The following is a 25,082-nucleotide window of genomic DNA, read 5'->3' as shown; positions in this document are numbered from 1 at the left end:
TTTAAAAGTTTCATACACGTGTACATAAGTCACAATCTTTGGCGCTTAGCTGTTGAGACCAATTTCATTGTCGGGCTATGGTAATTCCAGTAAAAGTCGGCCTTTGGTCTATATTATTAGTTCAGTGTTACAGCTTGTGGAACTTTAGTAAGTGAGACATTGTATCCAAGCTTTTTAAGTTCAGAAGACAAATATACCTTGCGTTTCTGCTCTATCTTGGATTGCATATATTGTGCTCCAAGTTCATGGTAACGGGACCCTGTACTCAGTATCAGATAAACGGATATCAACTGAGAATGTCCCACTGCAATCAAGGCACGTTTCTTTCCTCTGCGGGCAGCTATACGATGGTATCTCTCACTAAAAAACGTATTCTTTGTACGGGTCGCAGCCCATGCGGCTTCTGTGATTACCGCCTTTACCTGTTTGTTTCCGTGAGTGATTCGTGCGCTTTTTTTTTACCCGCACTCTCGTTGTTGCCCGGAGAAAGACCGGCCCAGGACGAAAGATGCTTTTCAGAAGGGAAGTGGGACATGTCAAGACCTATCTCAGAAACCAGATCCTCTACAACCTTGGTGCTAAAACCGGGAATCTCCCTGAGAAGTTCAAGGACATTCTCGTACTTGGACAACAGTCTCTTTATACGTTCGGACAAATCATCAACCAAAGTCTGAGTCTGGTCTATATCCTTTCGGATCATCTGAAGAAGATAAATGTGATGCTCTTCAACAAAACCGGTACACGCCTCAAGCAATTCTTCAGGACTGGCTGACAGTTTACCGTGATAAACTGAATTTATATCATCAAGAGTAAGGACTTTGCCTTCACAAAGCATATCAATAAGAGAAGTAGCTGTCGTACCGCTTGTATTACTTACTACACTTGAAAGCTTGATGTTGCAGTCTTCAAGAATACGCATCATACGGTTCTTCTCTGAAGCTATCTGCTGAATAAGCTTGTTCCGGTAACGCGTCAGGTCACGAAGCTGACGCTGCTCCTTGGGAGGAATATAGCTCGGTTTGAGAAGACCTGCCAGAAGAAGCTTGCAGATCCATTCGCTGTCCATCTTGTCTGTCTTGTGACCCGGAACATTCTTAATGTGACGGGCATTGACTATCCAGACATTGGGAATGGAATCTTCAAGAACCTTATAAACCGGCTTCCAGTAAACACCGGTACTCTCCATTCCCACATGCGTTACACCATTGGACAATAGCCATTCTTTCAATTCATTCAAAGAACTCGTGAAGGTTTTGAATGAGCGGGTCTCGCGTTGGATGCCTGCTCCGTCAATTGTCGCCACCACAACCTTCAGGTGGACGTCGATACCGCAAGCGCGCTGTATCAACTGAGGGAATGTCACTTCTGCCATAACTGATACATTTTAGGGTTACACTATACAAAGGTAACTTCAGCTTGACTATTTACATTCTCTTGGGCGTGATTTTTTATCTCATGGGTATTTCATTGTACCATATCCTACTACTACAACTTCTTCCAAAGCTTGCATATCATCTTTTAAAACGATATCTACTACCGACCGATTACTGACCTTTACTTCCTGAGTAGAATATCCTATATAAGAAAATACTAAAACAGAATTACCCGATGGTATTTCTAAGCTATATTTACCATCTATATCTGTAATGGTTCCTGTTGTAGAAGCATTTTTAATAGTAACATTAACTCCAATCAAGGGTTCATTCTTTGAATCAGTGACGATTCCAGAAACGGTTCTTTTCTGTGCCATGATATTTTGCACACAAAGTATCATCAGAATAAAACTAACAATACTGAAATGTTTGATTAATTTGTTTTTCATTGACTTAAGATTTAAAATTCATATGGGCAAATTTATGCTATAAGCAAAATAAGAAAAGGTAAAAACTGACCAAAGAAGTAGAATAAATGATATTCAGCAAGAATTTCGTAACGTATGGACATAAAAAAAGGAGTACCGCTGTACTCCAACCTTTGTTAACCTTAAATCTAATACTATGAAAAACACAGTGCAAAGATACGGACTTTCTGGAAACTAACAAAAAAAGAGATAAGAAAAATATGCTTTATAACACGTTTTAAGAAAAGCATGAATTTCTCATCTCTTTTTTAACAATTTGTTTATAATCCAAGCTTTGCAGAAATTTCCAACATTTTCTTAATAGGTCGGATTGCCTTATCGGCGATTTCATTATCAACTATTACTTCAGGCCACTCATACTTCAATGTATTATACAATTTTTCGAGTGTATTCAAACGCATGAAGTTACATTCATTACATGCACAAGTACTGTCTTCGGGAGGAGCCGGAATAAAATTCTTTTCCGGACATTTCTTTCTCATTTCATAAAGAATTCCACTCTCCGTAGCCACTATAAAGTTCTTTTTGTCACTAGCAATAGCATGCTTCAACAAACCGGCTGTTGATCCTACCTTATCGGCAAGTTTAGCCACTGCACCTTTACATTCAGGATGCACCAGCACATCCGCATCAGGATATTGCTTTTTCAGTTCGATAATTTTCTCAACAGAAAATTTTTCATGTACATGACAAGCACCATCCCAAAGTAACATGTTCCGGTTAGTAATAGAGTTAATATAATTACCCAAATTTTTATCAGGACCAAAAATTATTTTTTGTTCCTTTGCAAAACTCTCTACTATCTGCTTGGCATTAGTAGATGTAACCACTACATCAGTCACTGCCTTTACCGCAGCACTGGTATTGACATACGAAATAACAGTATGATCAGGATGCTCTTTGACAAACTGAGAAAACTTATCAGCTGGACAACTGTCGGCAAGTGAACATCCGGCATTGAAATCAGGAATCAGAACTTTTTTATCCGGACACAATATTTTAGCAGTTTCTCCCATGAAGTGTACTCCACACATCACAATTATATCTGCATCTGTTTTAGCAGCCCATTGTGCCAACGCAAGACTGTCTCCAATAAAGTCAGCAATTTCCTGTATTTCGTCAGCCTGGTAGTAGTGCCCCAGAATTACGGCATTCTTTTCTTTACGCAACTTGTCTATCTCAGCTTTCAGATCAAGCGTCTTATCTACGGGTTCAGTAACATAACCCTTTTTCAACCATTCTTCTTTATTCATTATTAGATTATATTTTTTCTTCTTTTTTGAAAGAATATATGATAGTTATAATAGCCCGTTAATAGTGTTAGTAAAAAGAATACCGGATTTCTTGCTTTTTAGGTTATAAATATCCGAGCATGAGATATTAAATAGCCATTAACAAGCTTATGTCTTGATATTACACGATTTACCGCTTCTATTAACTATTTGTTGATATGTCGCAAAGTTAAAAACTTTCCCCTTATTCATTTCCGATTTTTGGCTAAAAAATATGTTTAAACTTGTGATGAAACTTTCTGTTAAGTTTCTTGGAATGTTTGTTTTGTGAAAGCTATAATGTTTTCTTCGGATAATACAAGATTTATTTTTTATTTTCTTTGCTTAGGTTTTTTACACCTTTTCCACCGTTTTCAACAAGGTTATAAATATAGTTTCTATCTTTGTGAACGAATAAAGATTGAATTATGTCTGAATTGAGAAAACTGAAAATAACTGAAATGAACCGCTTGTCGGTGGAGGAATTTAAGGAAGCTGAAAAACTTCCATTGGTAGTTGTACTGGATGAAGTTCGTAGCTTGCATAATATAGGTGCTGTATTCCGTACTTCAGATGCTTTTTTGGTTAATTGTATTTATTTATGTGGCATTACTGCTACACCTCCTCATCCAGAGATGCATAAGACGGCCTTAGGAGCTGAATATACTGTTGATTGGAAATATTGTAAACAGACACAAGAAGCTGTAAATGAACTTCATGCAGAGGGATATACTGTACTGGCTATTGAACAGTGTGAAGGGAGCACAATGCTCGATCATCTGGTTTTAGACCCCAATAAAAAATATGCCATTGTTATGGGAAATGAGGTAAAAGGCGTACAGCAGGAAGTTGTAGATATGTGTGACGGATGTATTGAAATACCTCAGTACGGTACAAAGCATTCACTGAATGTATCTGTTACTACTGGCATTGTTTTATGGGAGTTTGCCAATAAAATGATGAAAAGATAAAAAGATACATCTTGGTTTCAGACAGTTAAAACCAGGATGTATTATTGTTGATAAACATATTGATAACTTGTTAATTTATTGATTTACAGCATTGTTATAATTGTCCGTTCTCAACAAGAGTAACAATTCTTTCTATCATCTTGTCTTCATCATCCGGATGATATTCTTTTTTCAGACTGGCTCCAAACAATGCTGCAAAAGCTTGGTAAAATCCAGCTTTGAATGGTCCCATAAATGCTTTTACCAACTGATAAGATGACTGATTACATTCTCTGTTAACCAGTTTTATCAGTAATTTACCTTGTGCGAAGGTAAGTTTCTTCATTCTGGGGGTATATTGTTCTTTCAGTCCTTTCTCTACCATTTTTATATGACGTGTGCGGGCTTTGTCATTAGGCAAGGTTTGCAAATACTCGTAGGTTTCTATAACGGCTCTGTTAATTTCTTTAGCCAGAGGGAGAGTTTTCTTTACGTCCCTTACAAGCTTATAATAATATCGCTCCTGTTTTTTGCTTTTAAATCTCAGACGTGGGTATACATATATATTTCTCAGCGTTATACAAGGTATAGTATCTCCCTGATATACACAAACGGGAACCATATATCCCTTTGTTTCCGATTGGGAATGCTTTTGTGCGTTGGCTTTCAGTGCAAAAGCTGTTAGCAGAAATAGTAATATGTATACACTATTTTTCATGAACGCAAAAATACGCATAATAATGAAGTCATGTCTGATAATACGAATTTTTAACTTATAAAGGTCGTTGAAAAGCTGTGAATAGGATGTTGATAAGAGTGTTTATTGTTTGTATATTAGTAAGTTATACTGTCGTTAATCTGCAAGCTCAATCCAATTGGATTGAATGGAAAGAAGATGTTTCTGAAGCAGAGGAAATGAGTGGATGGCAAGAACAATACGAATTTTTGAGTGAACTGGCTGAACATCCTTTTAATATTAACACAATAACGAAAGAACAACTGGAGCAACTACCTTTCCTTTCCGATAAAATCATAGAAAATATCTTGTATTATATATATAAATATGGTCCCATGGTGAGTAAGAAAGAGTTGTTGGGTATAGAAGGTATGGACTGGCAGACCAGAAGATTTTTAGAGGACTTTATTTATATTGGAGCGTCTGATAAAGAGGAAGATAAAGTTTATTGGAAAAATGTGTTGAAGTATAATAAACAGGAGTTGTTAACACGTGTGGATATCCCCTTGTACATGAAATCCGGATATGCTGATCATAGCGAAGAAGTCTTAGAAAAATATCCTAACCGTAAGTATTATGGTAATCCGGTTTATCATAACTTACGTTATCGGTTTCAGTATCGAAATCAATTATATATGGGGCTGACTGCTGAAAAAGATGCTGGAGAGCCTTTCTTTTGTAAATACAATAAAAAAGGATATGATTTCTATTCTGCTTATTTCTTTTTACAGGACGTAAAGAAGTTGAAGTCGTTGGCGATAGGTAATTATCGGGTAAGTTTTGGGTATGGACTGGTTATTAACACAGGAGGGTTTAGTTTTGGTAAGTCAGGTTCATTAGGAACCATGAACCGGTTTGGGCGGGGAATTGCTAAATATACTTCTACGGATGAAAATAATTATTTGCAAGGAATCGCTGCTACTTATAAGTTGAAAAAACGTTGGACATTGTCTGCTTTTTACTCATTTCGTAAAAAGGATGCACGAGTAGAAGATATGTTTATAAGATCGTTGAAAACAGATGGGTTTCATCGGTTGAAGAAAGATATGGAAAAGAAAAATATGGTAAACAATCAATTGATTGGGAGTAATTTAACATATAATGGAAAAACTGTTGAATTGGGTTTAACAGGTGTTTATACAGTTTTCAACAAGGTGTTGAATCCTGATTTACGTCCATATAATTTGTATTATCCTCGAGGAAAATATTTTTTCAACATAGGAACAAACTACAAATTTTTTCTCCACAAATTTATATTTTCAGGAGAGACAGCTTTCGATAAATCAGGCAAGATTGCTACATTAAATATGTTGAGTTATTCACCGGCTGTTCATACTAGTTTATTACTTATTAACCGATATTATGACAAGCGTTATCAGGCTATTCACGCAAATGCTTTCGGAGAAAACTCACAGCTTCAAAATGAAACAGGCGTTTATATAGGGTTGGAATCTAGTTATTTAAGGAAATTGAAAATCTTATGTTATGCCGATTTCTTTCATTTTTTCTATCGGAGATATCAGGTTGATAGAGATCATACATCCGGTATTGATGGTTTGTTTCAATTAAGTTATTCACCTCTTAATTCACTGGTGATGTTAATAAAGTATAGTCATAAGAATAAGGCAAAGAATTACACTTCAGACAGTGACGGAAAGTACGTGTTACCTTATATCCGTCAACGTATACATTATCAACTTTCTTATAAACCTTGTGAAATATTCTGGTTAAAAACTGCCGCAGAATATGTGCGTACTTCTTATTATAAGAATGTCAACAGTTCGAATGGAGGATTTGTTAATGGTACACTTGGTGCAAAACTGTCTTTTATTCCTATGCAAATATCATGTAGCGGGGCTTGGTTTCACACACAAAGTTATGATTCCCGTATTTATATGTATGAGCCAGGATTGTTATACGCCTTCTCTATGTCCTCTTTTTATGGCAGGGGAAGCCGTTGGGCAGTCAACTTAAAATATAGTTATAAAGATCGGTTTATTATTCAGGGGAAATGGGGGATAACTTGTTATAATGACCGTGATAAAATAAGTTCCGGAACTGAAGAAATTCAGGGAAACCGTAAAGCTGATTTACAATTACAGTTGAAAGTAAAGTGGTAATCGAAATATATTGTGTACTTTTGCTTGTGAACTAAAACTAATATGACTTATGTCAACAGTTATTTATCCTTCTCCTATATTTGGTCCCGTGCATAGCCGGCGACTGGGTGTTTCGTTGGGAATAAACTTGCTTCCTGCCGATGGTAAGTTTTGCACATTCGACTGTATCTATTGTGAATGCGGATATAATAAAGATCATCGTCCTAAACAGAAACTTCCTACTCGCGAAGAAGTGCGCGAGGCGTTGGAACATCGTTTAATCGATATGCAAGCAAACGGTCCTGTTCCTGATGTACTGACATTTGCAGGTAACGGAGAACCTACGGCGCATCCTCACTTTCCGGAAATAATAGACGACACATTAGCATTGCGCGATAAATATTTCCCTCATGCAAAAGTCAGTGTGCTGAGTAATTCCACCTTTATTCACAAGGAAAAAGTGTTTAATGCACTGAATAAGATAGATAACAATATATTGAAACTTGATACGGTTGACGCAGAATATATTCAGCGGGTAGACCGTCCGTCGGGAGCTTACGATGTTAATAAGATTGTTGAAACGATGAAAGCTTTTAAAGGAAAGCTGATCATCCAGACTATGTTTATGAAGGGAAAAACAGACGAAGGTAAAGATGTCGATAATACATCCGATCGTTTTGTACTTCCCTGGATTGAGATTGTTAAACAGATTGCTCCCCGTCAGGTAATGATTTACACAATAGACCGTGAAACTCCCGATCAGTCTCTGCAAAAAGCTACACACGAAGAACTGGACCGTATCGTGGAACTGCTTAAGAAAGCAGGTCTGAATGCTACAGCCTCTTATTGAAAAAAGATATAAGTTGTGTTGAAAGAAAGCTATTTCAATGAATAAAGTTGGAATAGCTTTTTTTATTTGATAAGCGATTCTTTACAAGAAGGCATAAAAAAAGGAGTACCGCTGTACTCCAACCTTTGTTAACCTTAAATCTAATACTATGAAAAACACAGTGCAAAGATACGGACTTTCTGGAAACTAACAAGCGAAACTCATTAAAATCTATGCTTTATAACATGTTTTAATAAGTTTCGCTCGTTTGCTAAAAGGTTTTAACAATATAAGGTCTATTTGTTACCTTCATCGAATTCTGCTATTTCTCTTGTAGCGACCTCCAGTGCTTCATTAATGTTGCTACAGATATTTTCTTTACCCAGCAGTTCATAAAATCCGGATTTTTCGAGTACGGCATGTACACGTTCGTTTACTCCGGAAAGGATAATATGTATATTTTCCTTTTGTGACATTTCACACAGTGTTGTCAGGTTATGAATACCTGTCGAATCGATGAACGGAACTTTACGCATACGGATGATACGAATTTTTGGTCGGTCACCCAAACGTGCCATTATTTCTTCAAATTTGGTAGCAATACCAAAGAAATACGGACCGTTTATTTCGTATACCTCTACCCCATTAGGAATGATAAGATGCTCTTCGTGTACTTCCAGGTCTGATTCTTTATTCGGATCTATCTCGTCGGTGATAACAGAAATCTGTGTTGTTTCCATAACACGTTTCATAAACAGTACACAAGCTATAACCAGTCCGACTTCGATAGCTACAGTCAAATCGAAGATAACGGTCAGGAAAAAGGTTATCAACAAGACAGTCACATCCGATTTCGGGTTTTTCAACAGTCCCTTGAACACACGCCATCCACTCATGTTATACGATACGATAACGAGAACACCGGCCAGACATGCCATCGGAATATATTGTGCAAGCGGCATCAGGAATAATAAGATGAGTAACAGAACTACCGCATGAACGATACCCGAAACAGGCGATTTACCTCCGTTGTTGATATTCGTCATGGTTCTCGCAATAGCACCTGTTGCCGGAATACCTCCGAAAATAGGTGATACGAAATTGGCTATACCCTGTGCAATCAATTCTGTATTCGAATCATGACGGTCGCCGATTACACCATCTGCTACTGTAGCCGAAAGCAAAGATTCGATAGCTCCCAGTACAGCAATGGTAATGGCTACCGGGAAAAGATTCTTGATAGCTTCCCAGTCTAATGCGGGTACAGCAGCTGCGGGGAGTTGTGCCTTGATGCTGAAGCGGTCGCCGATTGTATCGATACAAGTGATTCCTCCATACATTTTCAGCAGATATACTCCTACAGTTACCAGTATGATAGCAATTAAAGAGCCTGGAATCTTTTTAGAAAACTTAGGAGTAATGGCAATGATAAAGATACTTACTAAGCTCACTATTACATTCCACCAGTTTACAGTGTCAAAATGGTGGAAGTATAAAATCCATTTTCCTATAAAATCCCCCGGCATCTTTTCACCTCCGAACTGTAGTCCGAAGATATCTGCTATCTGAGTAGTAAAGATAGTTACTGCAATACCGCTTGTAAATCCTACAATAATGGGATAAGGAATAAATTTAATGATTGTCCCCAGCTTGAATACTCCTAATAATATAAGGAGTACACCAGCCATCATCGTGGCAACCATCAGGCCTTCGATGCCATATTCTTGGATGATACCGTAGATGATAACGATAAAAGCACCGGTTGGTCCTCCGATCTGTACCTTGCTTCCCCCAAGAAACGAAATGATGAATCCTGCAACAATCGCTGTGATAATACCCTTTTCAGGACTTACTCCTGAAGCTATACCGAATGCGATGGCAAGAGGCAATGCTACTATACCTACAATAATACCTGCCATCAGGTCGGTAGTAAAGTCTGTTTTCGTATAATTTTTCAGTGTAGAAAACAGTTTAGGCTGAAAATCCAATTTTACCATATATGTGTTTTGTTATAAATTATAAAAAGAAGTGCAAAAGTATATATTTATTTGAATATTTGGGCTGATAATAAGGTTATTATTTATATTGCATGAGTGAAATTTATTAATAATACTTAAATAAAAAGTTGTAATGATTACAAATTTGAATAAAAGTATTACCTTTACAATATCAAATTAAGAATATACATGTTTAACCAATTAAATAACTAACGATTATGGGAAAAAGTATCAAAGGAACAAGAACAGAGAAGAACTTAGGCATTTCATTTGCTGGTGAATCACAGGCAAGAATGCGCTATACATATTATGCTAGTGCAGCAAAGAAAGAAGGTTACGAACAGATTGCTGCCATCTTTGCTGAAACTGCTGATCAGGAAAAAGAACATGCAAAGCGTATGTTCAAGTGGCTGGAAGGCGGTATGGTAGAAATTACAGCCAGCTATCCTTCAGGTGTAATCGGAACAACACTCGAAAACTTGAAAGCTGCGGCTGCAGGTGAAAACGAAGAATGGTCGCTCGACTATCCTAAGTTTGCAGACATTGCAGATGAAGAAGGTTTCCCTGCTATTGCGAAGATGTATCGTGAAATTGCTGTTGCAGAAAAAGGACACGAAGAAAGATACCTTGCTCTGGCAAAGAATGTAGAAGAAGGAAAGGTATTCAAGAAAGACGCCGAGGTAGTATGGCAGTGCCGTAACTGTGGTTACTTATATGTAGGTACGGAAGCTCCTGAAACTTGTCCGGCATGTTTACATCCACAGGCATATTTCGAAGTAAAGAAAAATAATTATTAATATTGGATATGTATGACTAAAGCGCAGAACTTCCGAATATGAGTTCTGCACTTTTTTTATACACGTAAAAAATACCTATTTTGAGGTATTGTGGTGTTTATCAGAATTTATGATTTTTGTAACACTGAGAAATACTAATCATTTAAATAAAAATGAATATGAAAATAAAATCAATTATAGGTCGTGAAATACTCGATTCACGAGGAAATCCTACGGTAGAGGTTGAAGTAAGACTGGAATCTGGCGTGATGGGACGTGCATCTGTTCCTTCCGGAGCATCTACCGGTGAACATGAAGCTCTCGAACTTCGTGATAAAGATTCTAACCGTTACGGTGGAAAAGGTGTGTTGAAAGCTGTTGAAAACGTAAATAAGGTTATTGCTCCGGCTTTGACTGGATGGTCTGTTCTGGAACAGCGGGCTATCGACAAGAAAATGCTTGAGCTGGATGGCACGCCAACCAAGTCGAATTTAGGTGCAAATGCTATTTTAGGAGTTTCTCTTGCAGTGGCAAAGGCTGCGGCAAACTATCTGGATATACCTTTATACCGTTATATAGGTGGAGTAAATACATTTGTAATGCCTGTTCCGATGATGAATATTATCAACGGAGGTTCACACAGTGATGCGCCTATTGCCTTTCAGGAATTTATGATCCGTCCGGTGGGAGCACCTTCTTTCCGCGAAGGTCTTCGTATGGGGGCTGAAGTTTTCCATGCTTTGAAGAAAGTATTGCATGATAGAGGTCTGAGCACTGCTGTAGGTGATGAAGGAGGTTTTGCTCCTGCACTGAATGGAACAGAAGATGCGCTGGAATCTATTCTTGCAGCTATCCGGCAGACAGGTTACGAACCGGGCAAAGATGTGATGATCGGTATGGACTGTGCTTCATCCGAGTTTTATAGAGATGGACTGTACGATTATACAATTTTTGAAGGTGAAAAGGGCAAGAAGCGTACATCAGAAGAACAGATTGCCTATCTGGAAGAACTTATCAACAAATATCCTATCGACTCCATCGAAGATGGTATGAGTGAAAACGACTGGGAGGGATGGAAAAAACTTACCGAACGTATCGGTGGACGCTGCCAGCTGGTAGGCGATGACCTGTTCGTTACAAATGTAGAATTCCTTTCGAAAGGTATTGAGCTGGGATGTGCCAATTCCATCCTTATTAAAGTAAATCAGATCGGCTCACTCAGTGAAACACTGGATGCAATCGAAATGGCTCATCGTCATGGATATACTACGGTTACCTCTCATCGCTCAGGAGAAACTGAAGATGCTACGATTGCCGATATAGCTGTTGCTACCAACAGTGGTCAGATTAAAACCGGTTCATTGAGCCGTTCAGACCGTATGGCAAAATACAATCAGTTGTTGCGTATCGAAGAAGAACTGGGTGACCTGGCTGTATATGGATACAAGCGTATCAAATAAAAAAGTTAGTCATATTTGAAATTCTAAATTGTAAAGGCTGTTGTCTTCGGACAGCAGCCTTTTCTTTTCGTAAAAAGATGCTGAAGTTTCCTCCTTTTTTTGTACAAATTTTGAAAAGTTTTGTACAATATCCTGAGATACTTTGTACAACTTCAGAAATATTTTGTACGAATTTTGCTTAAGATTTCAGCATGTTTTGGTGAAAAGATCGAGAAGAATAAAAAAAGGAGGCGGTTTGAGGCTATGAAATGGTATGTTAAGGAGGAAAATCACAGAAAAATGAAGAAAATTTGAAAAAAAGTTATGCAGAATGTTTGGAGGTTTCAAAAAAAGTCGTACCTTTGCAACCGCAATCGAGAGAGAAAGCGACAAAAAACTTAATGGTGCGTTAGTTCAGTTGGTTAGAATACATGCCTGTCACGCATGGGGTCACGGGTTCGAGTCCCGTACGCACCGCGAAGGAGTTCCGAATTTATTCGGAACTCTTTTTTGTTTTATAATCTGAGAATTGCTTTTTTAAAACTATACTTTGTCAGGAAATCTAGGAATGGAATAATTTAAAACTGCATCATGATATATAAAAAGAAAAATCACCACAGATTGAGTACTTCATTAATAGCAGAATCAATCTGTGGTGAATATAAGCTGTGTCTTAGGTTCTATTCAGCCGTTATTTATAGAATTTCGACATCGGATAAATTCCGACAGGATAGCTTGTCTTGTTTTCGATGTTTTTTACTAGTACAGGAGTTTCTCCGCTACAGTCGTATACCAGCAGGTTTCCGTTTGAAATAGTTGTTTCATAATATTCATCCGAAATGGCAACATAAAGATACTTCTTTATCGGATCGGCTATAGCATTGCAGTTTAAATATTTGGCATTCGGAGCATCCTTTGTCAGGTCTATGATATTTTCCTCCACTTTCCATGTCTTGAGTGAAATACGGCTGACGCTGGTTTTTCCGGCACAGAAATAAACATAATCTCCCGCAAGAGCAATGCCCGGAGTATCGAAGAACTCGGCTGATATGTCGGCCGAAACTTGTTTTTCCTTTACGATTTCCCAGGTATCAAGATTTACAAATATAAAATAGCTCTTAGTAGATTCCGAACGTCCGCATGTGGCAATCATGATTTCACGCTTTCCTGTCTGGCATACACCACTGATGAATTCTCCTTTGAGATCTGGCAAGATACGGGTTGCCTTGTTTTCTCCTTTTTTAAACTCCAGCAGTCTTGTACTGGCCCAGAATCCTCCTCCACCGGTATATATATAGTCGCCAATGACAACCATACCTTGAGTGCCGGCAACAGCTTCAATTGTATTTCCCTGATTACCGAAATGGTAGGAATCTTCTACTATATTTAGTTCTCCGGTCGTACTGTCAAATCGGAAAAGTGCTTTCTGGTCTGAGAAAAATATGTTTTTTTCGTCGATGACTACAATATTTCTTAGTGGAGTAACTAGTGGAAGAAATTCATTTTCGTCTAATGAACCTTCTGGACGAGGGTATTTTAGTTCGTCGAATTTAAATACTTTCTCCCGTTTCAGTGTCACGGCATCGGCTATTACCTGTGTGCCGTCACCTTCGTGTTTCTGATATACATCCTTATTGGTGCTGAGAATATAAAGTTTCCCGTTATGCATATAGAGGTCTTGTCCCCCATGACCGAAAGCCGATCCGTTGACTTTCTGATATACGTTCTGTTCGATATTTCCTTCGGGAGTAATGTAAGTCAGTGAACTGTTTTCTATTGCAGCTCCCTGATTGAGAATCAGTACTCCGTCAGGATCAGCATATCCTCTCAGATATGCAGGAGGTTCGGGATTGGTCGAAGGTGGTTGTGTACCCGGATCTTCCGGGTTGTCCGAGATCCTGAGAAAATCAGCAGTCCGCAAAATGCCGGAACGATGAGGTTATTCAAGAGTTTCATGATTCAATGTTTTTAAGTTTACTGTTTTTATTTGCCGGGTGCAAAAAAGAATCCGGCAGGGAAGTTCGTATAGTTCTCATATTTGGCAGCAGGATTTTCTGCGCTATTGTTAAAATCGAAAGACCAGATTGTATTCTGAGTATACTGGGCAAACGATTTGATCGTGTTGATATATACATTTCCTGTTACAGGATGAACTCCCAGTCCATTATAAAGCAATCCTGCATTGTTGTCGATGGCAGACAAGTCGGTTAAAGTTTCTTCTGCATCAAGACCTGATGCTGCATTAAGTGATTCGTCTTCATCGAATTTAAGGCGGTAAATTGTTGTGCCATCTGCATAATAAATGTTGTTGTCATAACTTGCAAATGCTACTCCAGAGCTTCCTACACTCGGTTTTACATTGATCTGGCGCTGTATTATTTTTTTGCTTTCAACATTGAATTTGTTCATGGCCGATTTTTCGAATCCAAAAGACATTACCCAGATATCTCCGTTTTCGGCAGCCTGGATGCCCAAAACTTCATTGATGGAGATCTCTACTCTATATGGGAAATTTATTTTGGTCGCATTGTCGTTTTCCGGAGAAATTTCTATAATACCGTTTAACGTACCTGCTTTGTATGTGTATACTTTACCGTTCATTGTTACAAAACGACTTTTGGGAGCATTGTCGGTTCCGCTGACGAAAGTTAGTTCTTTCGTGTTTGTGTTAAGGCGGTAAACTCCTTTATTGTCGCGGATGTATACATGTTCCGCATCTAGTGCGGCAATATGTGTAGGCCAGTCGAGAGTAGAAAGATCACTTCTGCTGAAAGCCATTTCCTTTTTAAGTGTCTTGGCATTTACGACAATAAGCATACCGTCGTTTTCGAGTTTTGTACCTACGGCATTTTCGTCACCGTTTTGAGTGATTATATAAATTTTGCCGTCACAGAAAGCCATGTCTTGAGCTACATTACCCAGTTCTGTGCCGTTGACTGTCTTATAAGCATCGTCGAAAACATATCCATCCGCAGTAATGTAGGTCAGTGAGCCATTTTCGGTTGTCATGTTACCTTCATTCAGAATGAATGTACCTTTTGTGTCATCGAAGAAATTCAAGCATTGGAGAGTTATTTCCTTCGATACTTCTTGTGCGCTTGCATTGGTTGCGGTAATGATAAGAGTTGCTTTCGATGCAGCTTCAGAAGTAGCTTTTATATTGATGCTGTTTTCGCTTTCCTTTACCTCCGCAGTCCATCCTTCTGGCAGCGTATTGGTAGCGATAGACTTGATGTTTTTTGCCGTATACTCTAATTTGAAGGTTTGATCGGGTACGATAAACAGAGGTTCTGTTTCGCTGATTTCTGTTACCAGTTCAAATTCCGGAGCCGGCTCGATGACTGCTTTGTCATCATTACTACAACTGCCGGTAAAAAGACATAGAGTCAGCAGCAATATCCCGAATAAGATATTGGTCTTCATAAATTTAGTTCTTTTCATTTTTCAAAAGTTTTTAGTAGGTTGATTATTAATTCTTTATAGTCTGGCTTTTTATGCTTACATTGGTCAGGTGCAGGTCTGTTACTCCCATGATTTCAGTCGAACATTCGCCCAGCCATCCGTTTTCCTGATTCACTCCTGTATGTATGCGGATGAAGTTAACTCCCGGAAGGTTTGCCGGCTGTCCTTTCGAGTCTACCGCCCAGTCGATGTCAATAGCCGATGCATCCTTGTCGTTCAGTTCATTGTCCGCATAGCCGTAACCAAAGCGGTAAAGAGCGAAGTACGTACCTTTTCCACTCTGGTCTATTCCGTTTTGAGGAAGACGTGTTCCGGCAAACGTAATCTTGTCTTCTTTTATCCATTGTGGAAAATAAGACTGCAAGTGAGTAGCGTTCATAGCCTTGTAGCCACTTCCCCCCTGATTATCTTCCCAGCGGATATACTGCTCGGTAGGAGCTCCGGGTTCTGCTGACGGACGGTAGTAAGTTATTTCATAATCCAGTATCGTCTGGGTATCGTTTCCTGCCTGAGTTGCCAGATCAATCCAGGTTTCTTTTCCGTCAGGGTAAGAACTTCCGGCAATTTCGTACCATCCGTCGTCGGGAAGTCCGTTTCCGTTTGCATCATAGCATACCTGGATGACTCCGGGTTCACTACTTCCATAATCCGATGCTCCGTTGGCATAAAACGCGTTTCCCAATACACGGAAGTCGCATAAACCGGACTTGTTTTCAATGGTATGGTCGAATCCTACAACGATATATCCGCCGAAGCCTCCCAGTGAAACCATACCCATCTTGTTATTTCCGATAGCTTCGAGGACTTTACGGTTCATATCCTCCTGAGTATCTCCTTCCTTGTATTCAGGAAGCTGGTTGACAAACTGTCCGACAGCCGGACGGAAATCGAGTACACGGGTTATATAAGGTGATTTTTCACCTGTTGTCGGTGGAGTTTCCGGATCATCTGTATTACTACAAGATGTAAAAACTCCGGAAAACATGATAAGCGAGAAGCTTATCGCCCACATGGATTGTAATGTGAATTTTTTCATCTTTAAAAACGTTGAAGTTATTTATTGATTAATAGAACTTTTCTGTCGAAAAAGCGATGTGTGCAGGAATGTCGCCGGTACGGACTTTCCACTGGAACTTGCCTGCCGGCGAAAAACAGTAGAGATATCCCGGAGTGACATAGTTTGTGGCATCGCATACATATATTTCCTTGGTTTCCGGATTGACGGCAAGTCCGTAGGGCAATGTGATTTCCTTTTCCGTTCCGTCAGTTATGAAGCTGCGTGATACGATTTCCTGTTTTTCCGTATCGTAGACAGCATACGAAATCTGGTTCTTCCCTGTGTTGTAGTTCCATTCGGTGCTGATGGTGTACAGCCGGTTATCGTCCATGCACATTTCGCTTGCGGCGATACCCAGCTTGCCGGTTACTTTTTCCGTATGAGAGTCGATGACATAGATGTCAGATCCTACACCGTAATAATCTCCGCGTGAGCTGACATAAATCCGTCCCTGCTTGTCTATTTCCATTCGGTGCAGATTGATAGCCACATCAATCGTGTTGACTACCTGAAACGATTGTAGATCGACTACCGAAACCGTACGGTCGTAATTGGGGAAACGATATCCACCGGAATTTGCCACATACAGCCGTCCGTTGTTGATAACCATCTCTTCCGGTTGATAGCCAACCACTACTTCCCGTGTAATCTGAAGTGTTTCGAGGTCTATTTCCACTACTTTTCCCGGGCGTGTGTTCGGATCTATCTGTACCGGACCGGCATACGAACTGACATATGCCTTGTCGCCGTTGAAAACAATGTAGCGGCAGTTAGGAATAGTCACGCTGCCGATATGCTCTGCCGTGTGCACATTCATCACCTCCACAAAGTTGGAACAGTTCACTACGACATACAGCCGGTTGCCGTAAATGCCGATATCGTTGCCCACATCCCCAAGCTCCTTCACCACATCAGGGTTCCGTTCCGGATAAATATTGCGGAAATAACTTCCTGTACGTGCGTCAAAATGACCGATTGTACACTTGTTGCTTCCCATATTCCCTTCGTTGACAAGAAAGAATCCTTCTACAGACTGCGGGTCCGAAGGCATGGTGACATATTCCACTTCCGAACGAATCATCGGAAGTTCCTGACGGCATCCGCTCAGGAAGCATAAAATCAGGCAAACGGTCAGGTAAAAACGATAGTTGTTCATGGTCCGAATGATTAAAAGTTATATTGGGCAATCAGCTTGAAGTTGGTTCCGGGCATCGGATAGCAGGTCACTACCTCATATTGCTGATTCAATAAGTTGTTTACTTCCAGCGTCAGTTTCAGGTCACCCTTCCATACCTTCAGTCCTTTGGAAACCGAGAAGTCGCTGGTGTACCACGGCAACTGATAGTTATAAGGAATATTCGCCTGCGAAGAATAACGCTCTCCGGTATAGATAAAGCTGTAGCTGGCTTCCCATGAGCGCCATTGCAGGTTTACCACAGCCGAACCGCTGTGCCAGGGGATATACGGAATCTGCCCTCCGTAAAACTCACTTTTAGGGTCGGTAAAGTCCTGTGCCCGCTGGTAGGTATAATTGATCCGGTTGCTTACCGTCAGCTCACGTCCGATCTTCCAGCCGGTCTGAAGCGCAACATCTACCCCTCTGATTTCCACATTTCCCAGATTGACCATCGTCCAGCGGAAGAAATTTGATGTAGGAGTGGCTACGATTTTATTCTCCACCTCATTGTAATATACGTCCGTCTGGACTTCCAGCGAGCGTAGCCACGTACCGTTGAAAGTACGGCTGTACGTAAATCCTAAGTCGTACTGCGTAGTGAACTCCGGTTCCAGATTGATATTTCCTACAAACGTATAATACAGGTCGTTCAGCGTAGGCATCCGGAAGATACGTTTATAAAAACCTCTCAGATTGAGTCCGCTTTGCGGGAAAGGCCGCCACGATACGAAAAATGAAGGAGTAAGCTTCTGCTTGTCGGGAGCAGGTGTCCCCGAACTCGTATCGTGTACGTACGTTTCGAGCAGACTGGCCTGAAGTTCTACTTGCTTGAAGCGCAAGGCCGTAGCGATGGACGCCAGCAGTGTATGCCGGCGCGGATACACAAAGTCACGCAAGTCGGCATTCAGCAGATTGAACTGATAATCTGCCGAAAAGCTTGCCTCCCACCACGGAAACAGATTAAAGCGGTTGGCTACCGATGTGTACACTTCCTGCTGGTAATAATGATTGTTGACATACATCAGCGACTCGTCTTTGTTAGGATCGGCCTGGTAATGCAGGTAGTCGTATGCATATTTTGCATTGGCAAGCAGGCTGTACCACTGTGTAAAGTCCTTCTTGAATGTACCCTGAGTAAAGAAATTCGTATCCCACTGGCGGTCCTCGTGCGAGAACTTGTTGCGGACGATAGCTCCCGGATATCCCCGTTCCGAGTTGTACAGATAAGCTTTCGCTTTCCAGTATCCCTGATTAATTCGTCCGAACAGCCCTCCTTCCACGCGCAAAGCATTCAGATCACCGTTCTGCCGTACCGCTGTCGTATCATATCCCTCCTGCATGCGGTAAGTAAACTTGTACTTGCCCGACGAGTGAAGATACTCGGCACTGAACGAACTGCTTATCTGTTCTCCAAGCTTTTGCTCCCATAGTATGGATGGATTTGCCACACCAAACGAACCTGTCTTGAACGAAGCCTTTACGTTATACTTCTTTCCTTCTTCGAACTGAGGCGTCCGTGTCTGTAAATAGATGGAACCCGACGAGCCGAAATCCTTTGCCGGCTGGAAGATGGCACTCTTTTGCCCGTTGTACAGCGTGACAGACTCCATGTTGTCGAGCGAGAATCTTCCCAGATCGACCGTACCGTTTTGTGCGTTTCCCAGCTCGATGCCGTCGTAGAACACACCTACATGGTTGGTTCCCATACTCCGGATATTCACCGTTTTCAGTCCCCCCTACTCCTCCGTAGTCCTTGATCTGTATGCCGGAAAAATAGCGCAATGCGTCGGCCACGTTGTGCGAACTGAGCTGATGAAGCTGCCTGCCCGATAACTCTTGTACCGGAAAAATCTCTTTCTGTACGGCACGCGCCGTCACAACAACCTCGTTCAGATGTTGAAGACTATCTAGGGTCAGTAGAAATTTAGTGGGGATACGCATATAGCTTCGCAATGCGGAATAAAAAGAACTTCTTATCAGCTACTCCTCTTAGATTTGCTCTGAACAGTTTAATTTTTGCATTGAACGATTCTGCCATCGCATTTGAAGAACGATGGTTGTAGAAATTCAGTATTTCATCATAGTGCTCATAGAAAGTAGCAGCAATGACATTAAAAGAATGCATCCCTGCTTCTTCTACTTTATTATACCATCGTGCCATAGCCAGACGTGCAGCGTCCTTTATGGTGTTCTTAGAGAAAATCATCCGCAGGGAATGGCACAAACCGTATGCCTTTTTGATGTCAGGGTATTCCTCAAATAGGATTGCTGCCCTTTGCTTCTGTTTTTCTGTCCATTTATCAGCTGACTTGAAAAGCAGATACCGGGAGCGTATAAGTAATTCCCTACGGGTATCGCCATTGGAATATCGGTATGGGACATAATCTTCGTTCTTCCGCTTAGCTTCTTCCATTTCCTCATTGGCCTGCTGTATGGCATCCCAACGGTGTTTGATGCGTAATTCCTGCACAGCATCACAAGCTAATCTCTGAATGTGAAAACGGTCTATCACACGGCTGGCTTCAGGAAATGCAGTCCGTACAATCTTGCGCATGGAGTCTGAAAGGTCAAGTGTCACTTCTTTAACGGCATAACGGCTTTCCTCGTCAATTCGTTGCAGTACAGCTATTACATCCTCTGATTTAGTTCCTGCCACGACAGCTACCAGGGAGCACTCTCTCGTACAGGCATCACGGTTGGTTACAAAGGTGTAAAGTTCACCGTTGGAGAGTGAGGTCTCGTCAATCGCCAGATACGGTCCCATATTTTCCGGAAACAGCATCCATTCACCGGCATGGGATAACTGTTCCCAATTACGATATCCGCTGAGAACCTCCTTGTACTGTTTTTCAAATGTATGACCATCTATATGATAGAATTCCTCAAGCGTACGGCAGGTCACTGGGGATGTCTCCATACGTTTCTTTTAAAAAAGCCCCAAATTCTTTGGAGTATCTGGTTCCCTTGGCTACAACATCGAGGTCGATGGGAATACTGAAACTTTTACCTGTGCGCAAGTCCGTCCAACGACGACGTCTGATCTTGAGGATTACCTTATGGTCCCGTATGGGAAAGTCTGTCACATTAACAGCTTCCATAAAACCTTTGGATTCAAAATGTTCGTCATTGCTTAACTTGGAATTCATCTTTTCATCCAGACTAATATGAATCTCTTGAGAGGTTTGTTCAACTCCAGAGATAAGAAAGTAATCTAATATCTGAGCCGGCAACACGAGGCTGGCTAGCATATTCAAATAATCGTTTTTCATAATGCGAAGTAAGCAATACTTTACGAGTATAAAAAATAATCCCCACTAAATTTCTACTGACCCACTATCTAACTTATTTTGTGCATGTACGGGTGCACACATGTTTATACCCCACACCAGCAGGGTAAACATTACTGAATAGCAAAGTTTATTAAGCATTATGTAAAACGTTCAACCGTCCTATCCCCCGAGTTCGGTTAATTAATAAAAACGATGGCAGGTCTTCTGACTGACTCACACGCTTTGACACCTTCCCGGTTTTATCCAGTGGCAATGAGTAATTGTCAACGTGCTTGATGAGCTTCACAGCAGCGGGACTGTTCGGGACTTTCACCCGATTCCCTTTTAATCCGTCGGGTCGAAACAACCTTCCGGAACCAATCGATGGCAAAGATAATTTATTTTTCTGAATTTTAATACAGTTTTTTTGTTTTGAAAATGTTTTTGTATTAAGAACTCTTTTGTCGGAGAATACCGATAATTTTAGTAGTTTTGTCTGAATGAATCATTAAATATATGCATGTATGAAAGAAATAAATGTATCGGAACTGAAAGATAACATGTTCGACGCTATCAGTAAGGAATGGATGCTGGTAACGGCCGGAACACAGGAAAAGTTTAACATGATGACGGCAAGCTGGGGCGGAACCGGTGTTTTGTGGGCAAAGCCCGTAGCCTTTATTTTCATCCGTCCCGAGCGTTATACCTACCAGTTTATTGAAGAGGGAGAAACGCTTACCCTGTCTTTCCTGGGCGAAGAGCATAAAGATATACATAAAATCTGTGGTTCCAAATCTGGGCGCGACATTGATAAGGTAGCGGCTACCGGACTGAAACCTTTTGCCACTCCCGAAGGAAACATTGCCTACGAGCAGGCACGTATGGTACTGGAATGCAGAAAACTGTATGCCGATATGATAAAGCCCGAGCAGTTTATCGATGCCTCACTGGTAAGCCGCTGGTACGGCGAAGGACATGGCGGATTCCATAAAATGTATGTCGTAGAGATAGAACATGTATGGGTGAAAGAGTGAGCATAATGCTTGTCAGAATTCCATGATAAACTCATCCAGCGAATCGTTTTCGTCCATACCCATCTTGTCGTGTTTGAGGCGGTTTTTCCGTTTCTTCAAGGCGACCTTATTGGTTTCGAGCAGGTAAAGCATGTTGCTGTTTGAGATGCCGATTTTGATAAGGCAGCAAAGCGAGATGTCCGCCTTTGTCAGTGTCGGGAACTTTTTCCAAAGCCGGTCGGTAAAGTTGTTGTAGCAGATGTTTATAACTTCCGCCAGATTGTCCTGTTCCTCGTCGGAGAGCACTACCGACCGGCTTTGTATTTTATCCTGCTGGCTCATTTTATTGAGCTGTTCCATTTTTCTGATGATTTCGCTGTGGCGCAGGATTTCCTTTCTCATGGCAGCCTCCTTTGAAGAGTATTCGCTTCTCATCTTTTCCCTTTGTGAAAGTTCTTTGTCCAGAGCTGTTTCCTTTTCGATGATTTTTTCCTGTGCAGCATGCAGGTCGATGGTCTTTTCTTGCAGTTGCAGCCTCATTTCCTTCATCAGGTCGTCTTTTGATTGCATCTGTTCTGCCAGTTTACGCTTCTCTTCCCTGCGTTTATAGAAGAATATAACAGCTACGGTCAGTACCGCCATGCAGATGGCTGTCAGTGATATATACAGTCTTTGTCGTTTGATTTTCAGCAGCTTGTTTTCACTCTGAATCAAGGAGTAGTCGTATTTGTGCTGGAGGTTTGCCACTTTAGAATCCAGCCGTTCTTGATAGATGGTATCCAGCAGTTCGGCATACCGCTTGCTGTATTCCAGCGCTTTGGGAAGATTTTTTATTTTTTCTTCGTATATACTCCAGTCTAAATAGCGGGATACTCTGAAATATGGATCATAATCTCTCGTATCCTTGCTTAAATAGAAGTGTGCCGAATCGTATTGGTTCATCTCCAGCAAGATTTTTCCCTTATTACCCCATAACGGATATAGCTCGGTGGAATCCTTTGCGAGCGATAAACTGCGGTTTACCAGTTCCAGTGCCCGTTTGTAATCTTTTCTTTCTCTTGCCGTTAAAGATAAACGGTTTAATAGATATTTGTCGTAAATTCGGTCTTTTGTAGTTGCGGACAATGTTAATCCGACATTAAATAGGCTGTCTGCACGTTCATCCTCTTCTTTTAGCAAACAACACCATCCCCATTTTCCATATAGGTTTATTTGTTTTAAGGTATCTTTCAGTAAAATAGCGTATCTGTTTGCCGTTTGATATTTTTCGATTCCCTTTTCGTAGGCATCTTCGTTAGTTAATAGACCTGCCCAGTGTAAATTGAGCAGGAACTTGAATTGATTGTTTTCTATATTCCGGCTTGCTATATTCGCCTGCTGAAAATATGAGAGTGCTTTTTCCTTTTCATCCGAATCCCTGTAATACTGTGCCAAATAGAAAAGTGTCCATGCCTTGTGCAGGGAGTCGCTGCTTGTCCGATAGTATGCTTCCGCTATCCGGAGCAGTGAATCGCTTTTCACCGGAATGTGGTTTTTATATTGTGCCTGCGTGAATAGCAGTGCATGGAGTGCCTGTTCCTCTTTACGTACCTGCGAAATGGGTGGCATGTGTTGTAGTATCTTCCAGGCACTGTCGGGTCTTTCATACATCAGTTGCTCAATTTGCAGTAGTGAAGCATTTATCTGGTGTGTCCTTTTCTGGTAAATGCCGAGTGAAAGGGCGGCTGCGGTTGCTGTTATGATGACAATGATGATGAGTGTTTTATTTTTCATACTGAATGTTTGTAAGACTATTACAAATATAAATAATTTGATTGTTTTATTGGTGAATTGCTTGAAAATTGCTTAAAATACACCTTAAAAAGCAGTACGCGCACTCGTTCTTTTCATTGTGTCTACCTTTTTCTTTGAAAAATTATTTATTGTTTTGATTATCAATATATTGGTTCTTTGTCGATGTCTACCTTTTGTCACCCTCTTTTCCTTGTATGATGTTTATTAATATGGTATTTTTGTGATAACGAACAGTGGTAATCAGAAACTGTTTATATGACAGCGATATATTGCTCCGGCATATTAAATCAAATCATTATACATATGAAAAACGTTTATCTAGTAGTTCTGTTTACTTTTCTTGCATGCTCCTTGCATGCCCAAGTTAAATCATCCCACGCTGAAAAGGTAGAAGTTTCCGCAGGAATAGGTTATGGCTGGTTGCTCAATTCGAATCTATCTCCGTACGGATTGCATTATCGGGGTAATTATGATGGAGGCATTCAGGGCAGTGTGGATGCCTTTTACAAGTTTTCCAAAAGGTTTGGTATAGGAGCCTTGTACACCAACTTCTCTACTTCTGGCAATTATTCGGTAGGTCCTGCACTGGTATCCGAAGATATTCAGGTTAACTACGTGGGTCCCCAGATGAAATTTAGTTGTGATATATCCGACCGCTGCATCTTGTCTGTCAGTTACGGAGGCGGTTATCTGTGGTATACCAATAAAGGTTGGCAGGACGAAACGGAATATAAGGTGACTGCACACTCCTGGGGAGTAAATATAAATTGCGGTGTTTCTTACCGTGTGTTGTCTCATTTGGATGTGTTTGCCAATATCGGTTGCTTTGGAACGACTGATATCAAGAAGAGTAAGGTGGAATCGCAAGGTACAACTACCGAAGAGGAGATGCACGACCCGTATAAGCTGAGTTTCAAGAGCATCGGACTGATGGCGGGCATACGGGTTCCGTTTTGAGTTTAAGTGTAGTAAATAAGCATTCCCTGTGTTGCCGGAGTATTGTTTTCCGGCAGCACAGGGTTGTCCGGCTGAAAAAATTCAGCTGCATTCCTTAGGATGTTTTGAAAGGAACAGTATATAAGGTTATTATTAATAAATTCTACCCTAATTCTAAATTACCTTTCGATGAAAAAGTTTCTGATTTTTGTTTTATGCGGTACATTTCTTTATGTGGTTGTATCTATAGGTTTATCTTTTTTGAATTTAAGTAGAGATTGGAATGTAATAATATCTGCTGTTTCGATTGGATTGATACAAGGTTATATTGGATTTTTGATCTATGGAAAGGGTAAGTTCAATTGATAATTAACAAATACGATAAATTTATGTGGTCTATAGTTTTACTTCTTTTG

Annotated in this window: 19 protein-coding genes, 1 tRNA gene, 1 pseudogene and 1 riboswitch; of the genes and pseudogenes, 8 read left to right on the top strand and 13 right to left on the bottom strand. The window is 40.5% G+C overall.

The features are described from left to right. Nucleotides 1–418 precede the first annotated feature (418 nt). The 3 genes from ACDG22_RS03125 to nadA form a co-directional block, all read right to left on the bottom strand. Nucleotides 419–1,372, bottom strand: a complete 954-nt coding sequence (locus ACDG22_RS03125; protein ID WP_007566304.1) for an IS110 family RNA-guided transposase — start codon at nt 1,370–1,372, stop codon at nt 419–421. 81 nt (nt 1,373–1,453) lie between these two features. Further along, a complete protein-coding gene (locus tag ACDG22_RS03120) occupies nt 1,454–1,822 on the bottom strand; it encodes a carboxypeptidase-like regulatory domain-containing protein (RefSeq protein ID WP_270230852.1) in 369 nt (122 codons plus the stop codon). A 299-nt stretch (nt 1,823–2,121) separates the two neighbouring features. Then, nucleotides 2,122–3,114: a quinolinate synthase NadA gene (gene nadA / locus ACDG22_RS03115; RefSeq protein ID WP_007570703.1), complete on the bottom strand. Its 993-nt coding sequence runs from the start codon at nt 3,112–3,114 to the stop codon at nt 2,122–2,124. Nucleotides 3,115–3,569: 455 nt separating this feature from the next. Between nadA and ACDG22_RS03110 the strand changes: the two genes are divergently transcribed. Next, entirely contained in the window at nt 3,570–4,103 is a 534-nt protein-coding gene (locus ACDG22_RS03110) for an RNA methyltransferase (RefSeq protein ID WP_040312161.1), read from the top strand. Between the two features lie 94 nt (nt 4,104–4,197). Here ACDG22_RS03110 and ACDG22_RS03105 read toward each other — a convergent pair whose 3' ends face one another. Continuing rightward, nucleotides 4,198–4,800 (bottom strand): DUF4294 domain-containing protein, encoded by a 603-nt coding sequence (locus tag ACDG22_RS03105; protein ID WP_177593262.1) that lies wholly within the window; start codon nt 4,798–4,800, stop codon nt 4,198–4,200. 86 nt (nt 4,801–4,886) lie between these two features. Here ACDG22_RS03105 and ACDG22_RS03100 point away from each other — a divergent pair, with 86 nt between their 5' ends. Beyond that, the gene (locus ACDG22_RS03100; RefSeq protein ID WP_302452043.1) at nt 4,887–6,938 is read left to right on the top strand and encodes a helix-hairpin-helix domain-containing protein; all 2,052 of its coding nucleotides are present in this window, start codon (nt 4,887–4,889) and stop codon (nt 6,936–6,938) included. A gap of 49 nt (nt 6,939–6,987) precedes the next feature. Continuing rightward, nucleotides 6,988–7,767 carry a radical SAM protein gene (locus ACDG22_RS03095; protein WP_118483457.1) on the top strand — a complete coding sequence of 260 codons (780 nt, stop codon included), beginning with the start codon at nt 6,988–6,990 and terminating at the stop codon, nt 7,765–7,767. Between the two features lie 275 nt (nt 7,768–8,042). Here ACDG22_RS03095 and ACDG22_RS03090 read toward each other — a convergent pair whose 3' ends face one another. Beyond that, a complete protein-coding gene (locus tag ACDG22_RS03090) occupies nt 8,043–9,743 on the bottom strand; it encodes a SulP family inorganic anion transporter (RefSeq protein ID WP_270213150.1) in 1,701 nt (566 codons plus the stop codon). 218 nt (nt 9,744–9,961) lie between these two features. Here ACDG22_RS03090 and rbr point away from each other — a divergent pair, with 218 nt between their 5' ends. From rbr to ACDG22_RS03075, 3 genes are all read left to right on the top strand, one after another. Then, the gene (gene rbr / locus ACDG22_RS03085) at nt 9,962–10,540 is read left to right on the top strand and encodes a rubrerythrin (RefSeq protein ID WP_007570715.1); all 579 of its coding nucleotides are present in this window, start codon (nt 9,962–9,964) and stop codon (nt 10,538–10,540) included. Nucleotides 10,541–10,698: 158 nt separating this feature from the next. After that, complete coding sequence (eno, locus tag ACDG22_RS03080) at nt 10,699–11,979, top strand: phosphopyruvate hydratase (protein ID WP_040312163.1); 1,281 nt, start codon at nt 10,699–10,701, stop codon at nt 11,977–11,979. Between the two features lie 382 nt (nt 11,980–12,361). Further along, nucleotides 12,362–12,435: transfer RNA gene (locus ACDG22_RS03075), tRNA-Asp, on the top strand. A gap of 214 nt (nt 12,436–12,649) precedes the next feature. Here ACDG22_RS03075 and ACDG22_RS03070 read toward each other — a convergent pair. The 7 genes and pseudogenes from ACDG22_RS03070 to ACDG22_RS03040 all read right to left on the bottom strand — a co-directional run bounded on the left by ACDG22_RS03070 (nt 12,650) and on the right by ACDG22_RS03040 (nt 20,923). Then, complete coding sequence (locus ACDG22_RS03070) at nt 12,650–13,879, bottom strand: DUF5074 domain-containing protein (RefSeq protein WP_270672768.1); 1,230 nt, start codon at nt 13,877–13,879, stop codon at nt 12,650–12,652. 62 nt (nt 13,880–13,941) lie between these two features. Further along, on the bottom strand, nt 13,942–15,399 hold the full coding sequence (locus ACDG22_RS03065) for a DUF5074 domain-containing protein (protein ID WP_270669107.1): 1,458 nt from the start codon (nt 15,397–15,399) through the stop codon (nt 13,942–13,944). 28 nt (nt 15,400–15,427) lie between these two features. Beyond that, nucleotides 15,428–16,456 carry a PKD domain-containing protein gene (locus ACDG22_RS03060; protein WP_270669108.1) on the bottom strand — a complete coding sequence of 343 codons (1,029 nt, stop codon included), beginning with the start codon at nt 16,454–16,456 and terminating at the stop codon, nt 15,428–15,430. Nucleotides 16,457–16,484: 28 nt separating this feature from the next. Continuing rightward, nucleotides 16,485–17,633: a YncE family protein gene (locus tag ACDG22_RS03055; protein ID WP_270243669.1), complete on the bottom strand. Its 1,149-nt coding sequence runs from the start codon at nt 17,631–17,633 to the stop codon at nt 16,485–16,487. Between the two features lie 11 nt (nt 17,634–17,644). Beyond that, nucleotides 17,645–19,595: pseudogene (locus ACDG22_RS03050) on the bottom strand (TonB-dependent receptor). Further along, a complete protein-coding gene (locus ACDG22_RS03045) occupies nt 19,579–20,571 on the bottom strand; it encodes an ISAon1 family transposase (RefSeq protein WP_155162804.1) in 993 nt (330 codons plus the stop codon). Before ACDG22_RS03045 ends, ACDG22_RS03050 begins: the two are co-directional and overlap by 17 nt. Further along, the gene (locus ACDG22_RS03040) at nt 20,537–20,923 is read right to left on the bottom strand and encodes an ISAon1 family transposase N-terminal region protein (protein ID WP_007565224.1); all 387 of its coding nucleotides are present in this window, start codon (nt 20,921–20,923) and stop codon (nt 20,537–20,539) included. Before ACDG22_RS03040 ends, ACDG22_RS03045 begins: the two co-directional genes overlap by 35 nt. 198 nt (nt 20,924–21,121) lie before the next feature. After that, nucleotides 21,122–21,321: riboswitch (cobalamin riboswitch) on the bottom strand. A gap of 126 nt (nt 21,322–21,447) precedes the next feature. On the opposite strand from ACDG22_RS03040, the gene ACDG22_RS03035 reads away from it, so the two are divergent. Next, entirely contained in the window at nt 21,448–21,957 is a 510-nt protein-coding gene (locus tag ACDG22_RS03035; RefSeq protein WP_007570732.1) for a flavin reductase family protein, read from the top strand. Nucleotides 21,958–21,969: 12 nt separating this feature from the next. Here ACDG22_RS03035 and ACDG22_RS03030 read toward each other — a convergent pair whose 3' ends face one another. After that, the gene (locus tag ACDG22_RS03030; RefSeq protein ID WP_270243670.1) at nt 21,970–23,709 is read right to left on the bottom strand and encodes a tetratricopeptide repeat protein; all 1,740 of its coding nucleotides are present in this window, start codon (nt 23,707–23,709) and stop codon (nt 21,970–21,972) included. 324 nt (nt 23,710–24,033) lie between these two features. Between ACDG22_RS03030 and ACDG22_RS03025 the strand changes: the two genes are divergently transcribed. Next, nucleotides 24,034–24,687 (top strand): outer membrane beta-barrel protein, encoded by a 654-nt coding sequence (locus ACDG22_RS03025; RefSeq protein WP_270243672.1) that lies wholly within the window; start codon nt 24,034–24,036, stop codon nt 24,685–24,687. Nucleotides 24,688–25,082: the final 395 nt, after the last annotated feature.

It is taken from the genome of Phocaeicola coprocola (genome assembly GCF_041333015.1).
GTDB classification, from domain to species: domain Bacteria; phylum Bacteroidota; class Bacteroidia; order Bacteroidales; family Bacteroidaceae; genus Phocaeicola; species Phocaeicola coprocola.
The sequence above is the reverse complement of the archived record's forward strand: the minus strand, read 5'-3'. Positions and strand labels throughout refer to the sequence as shown.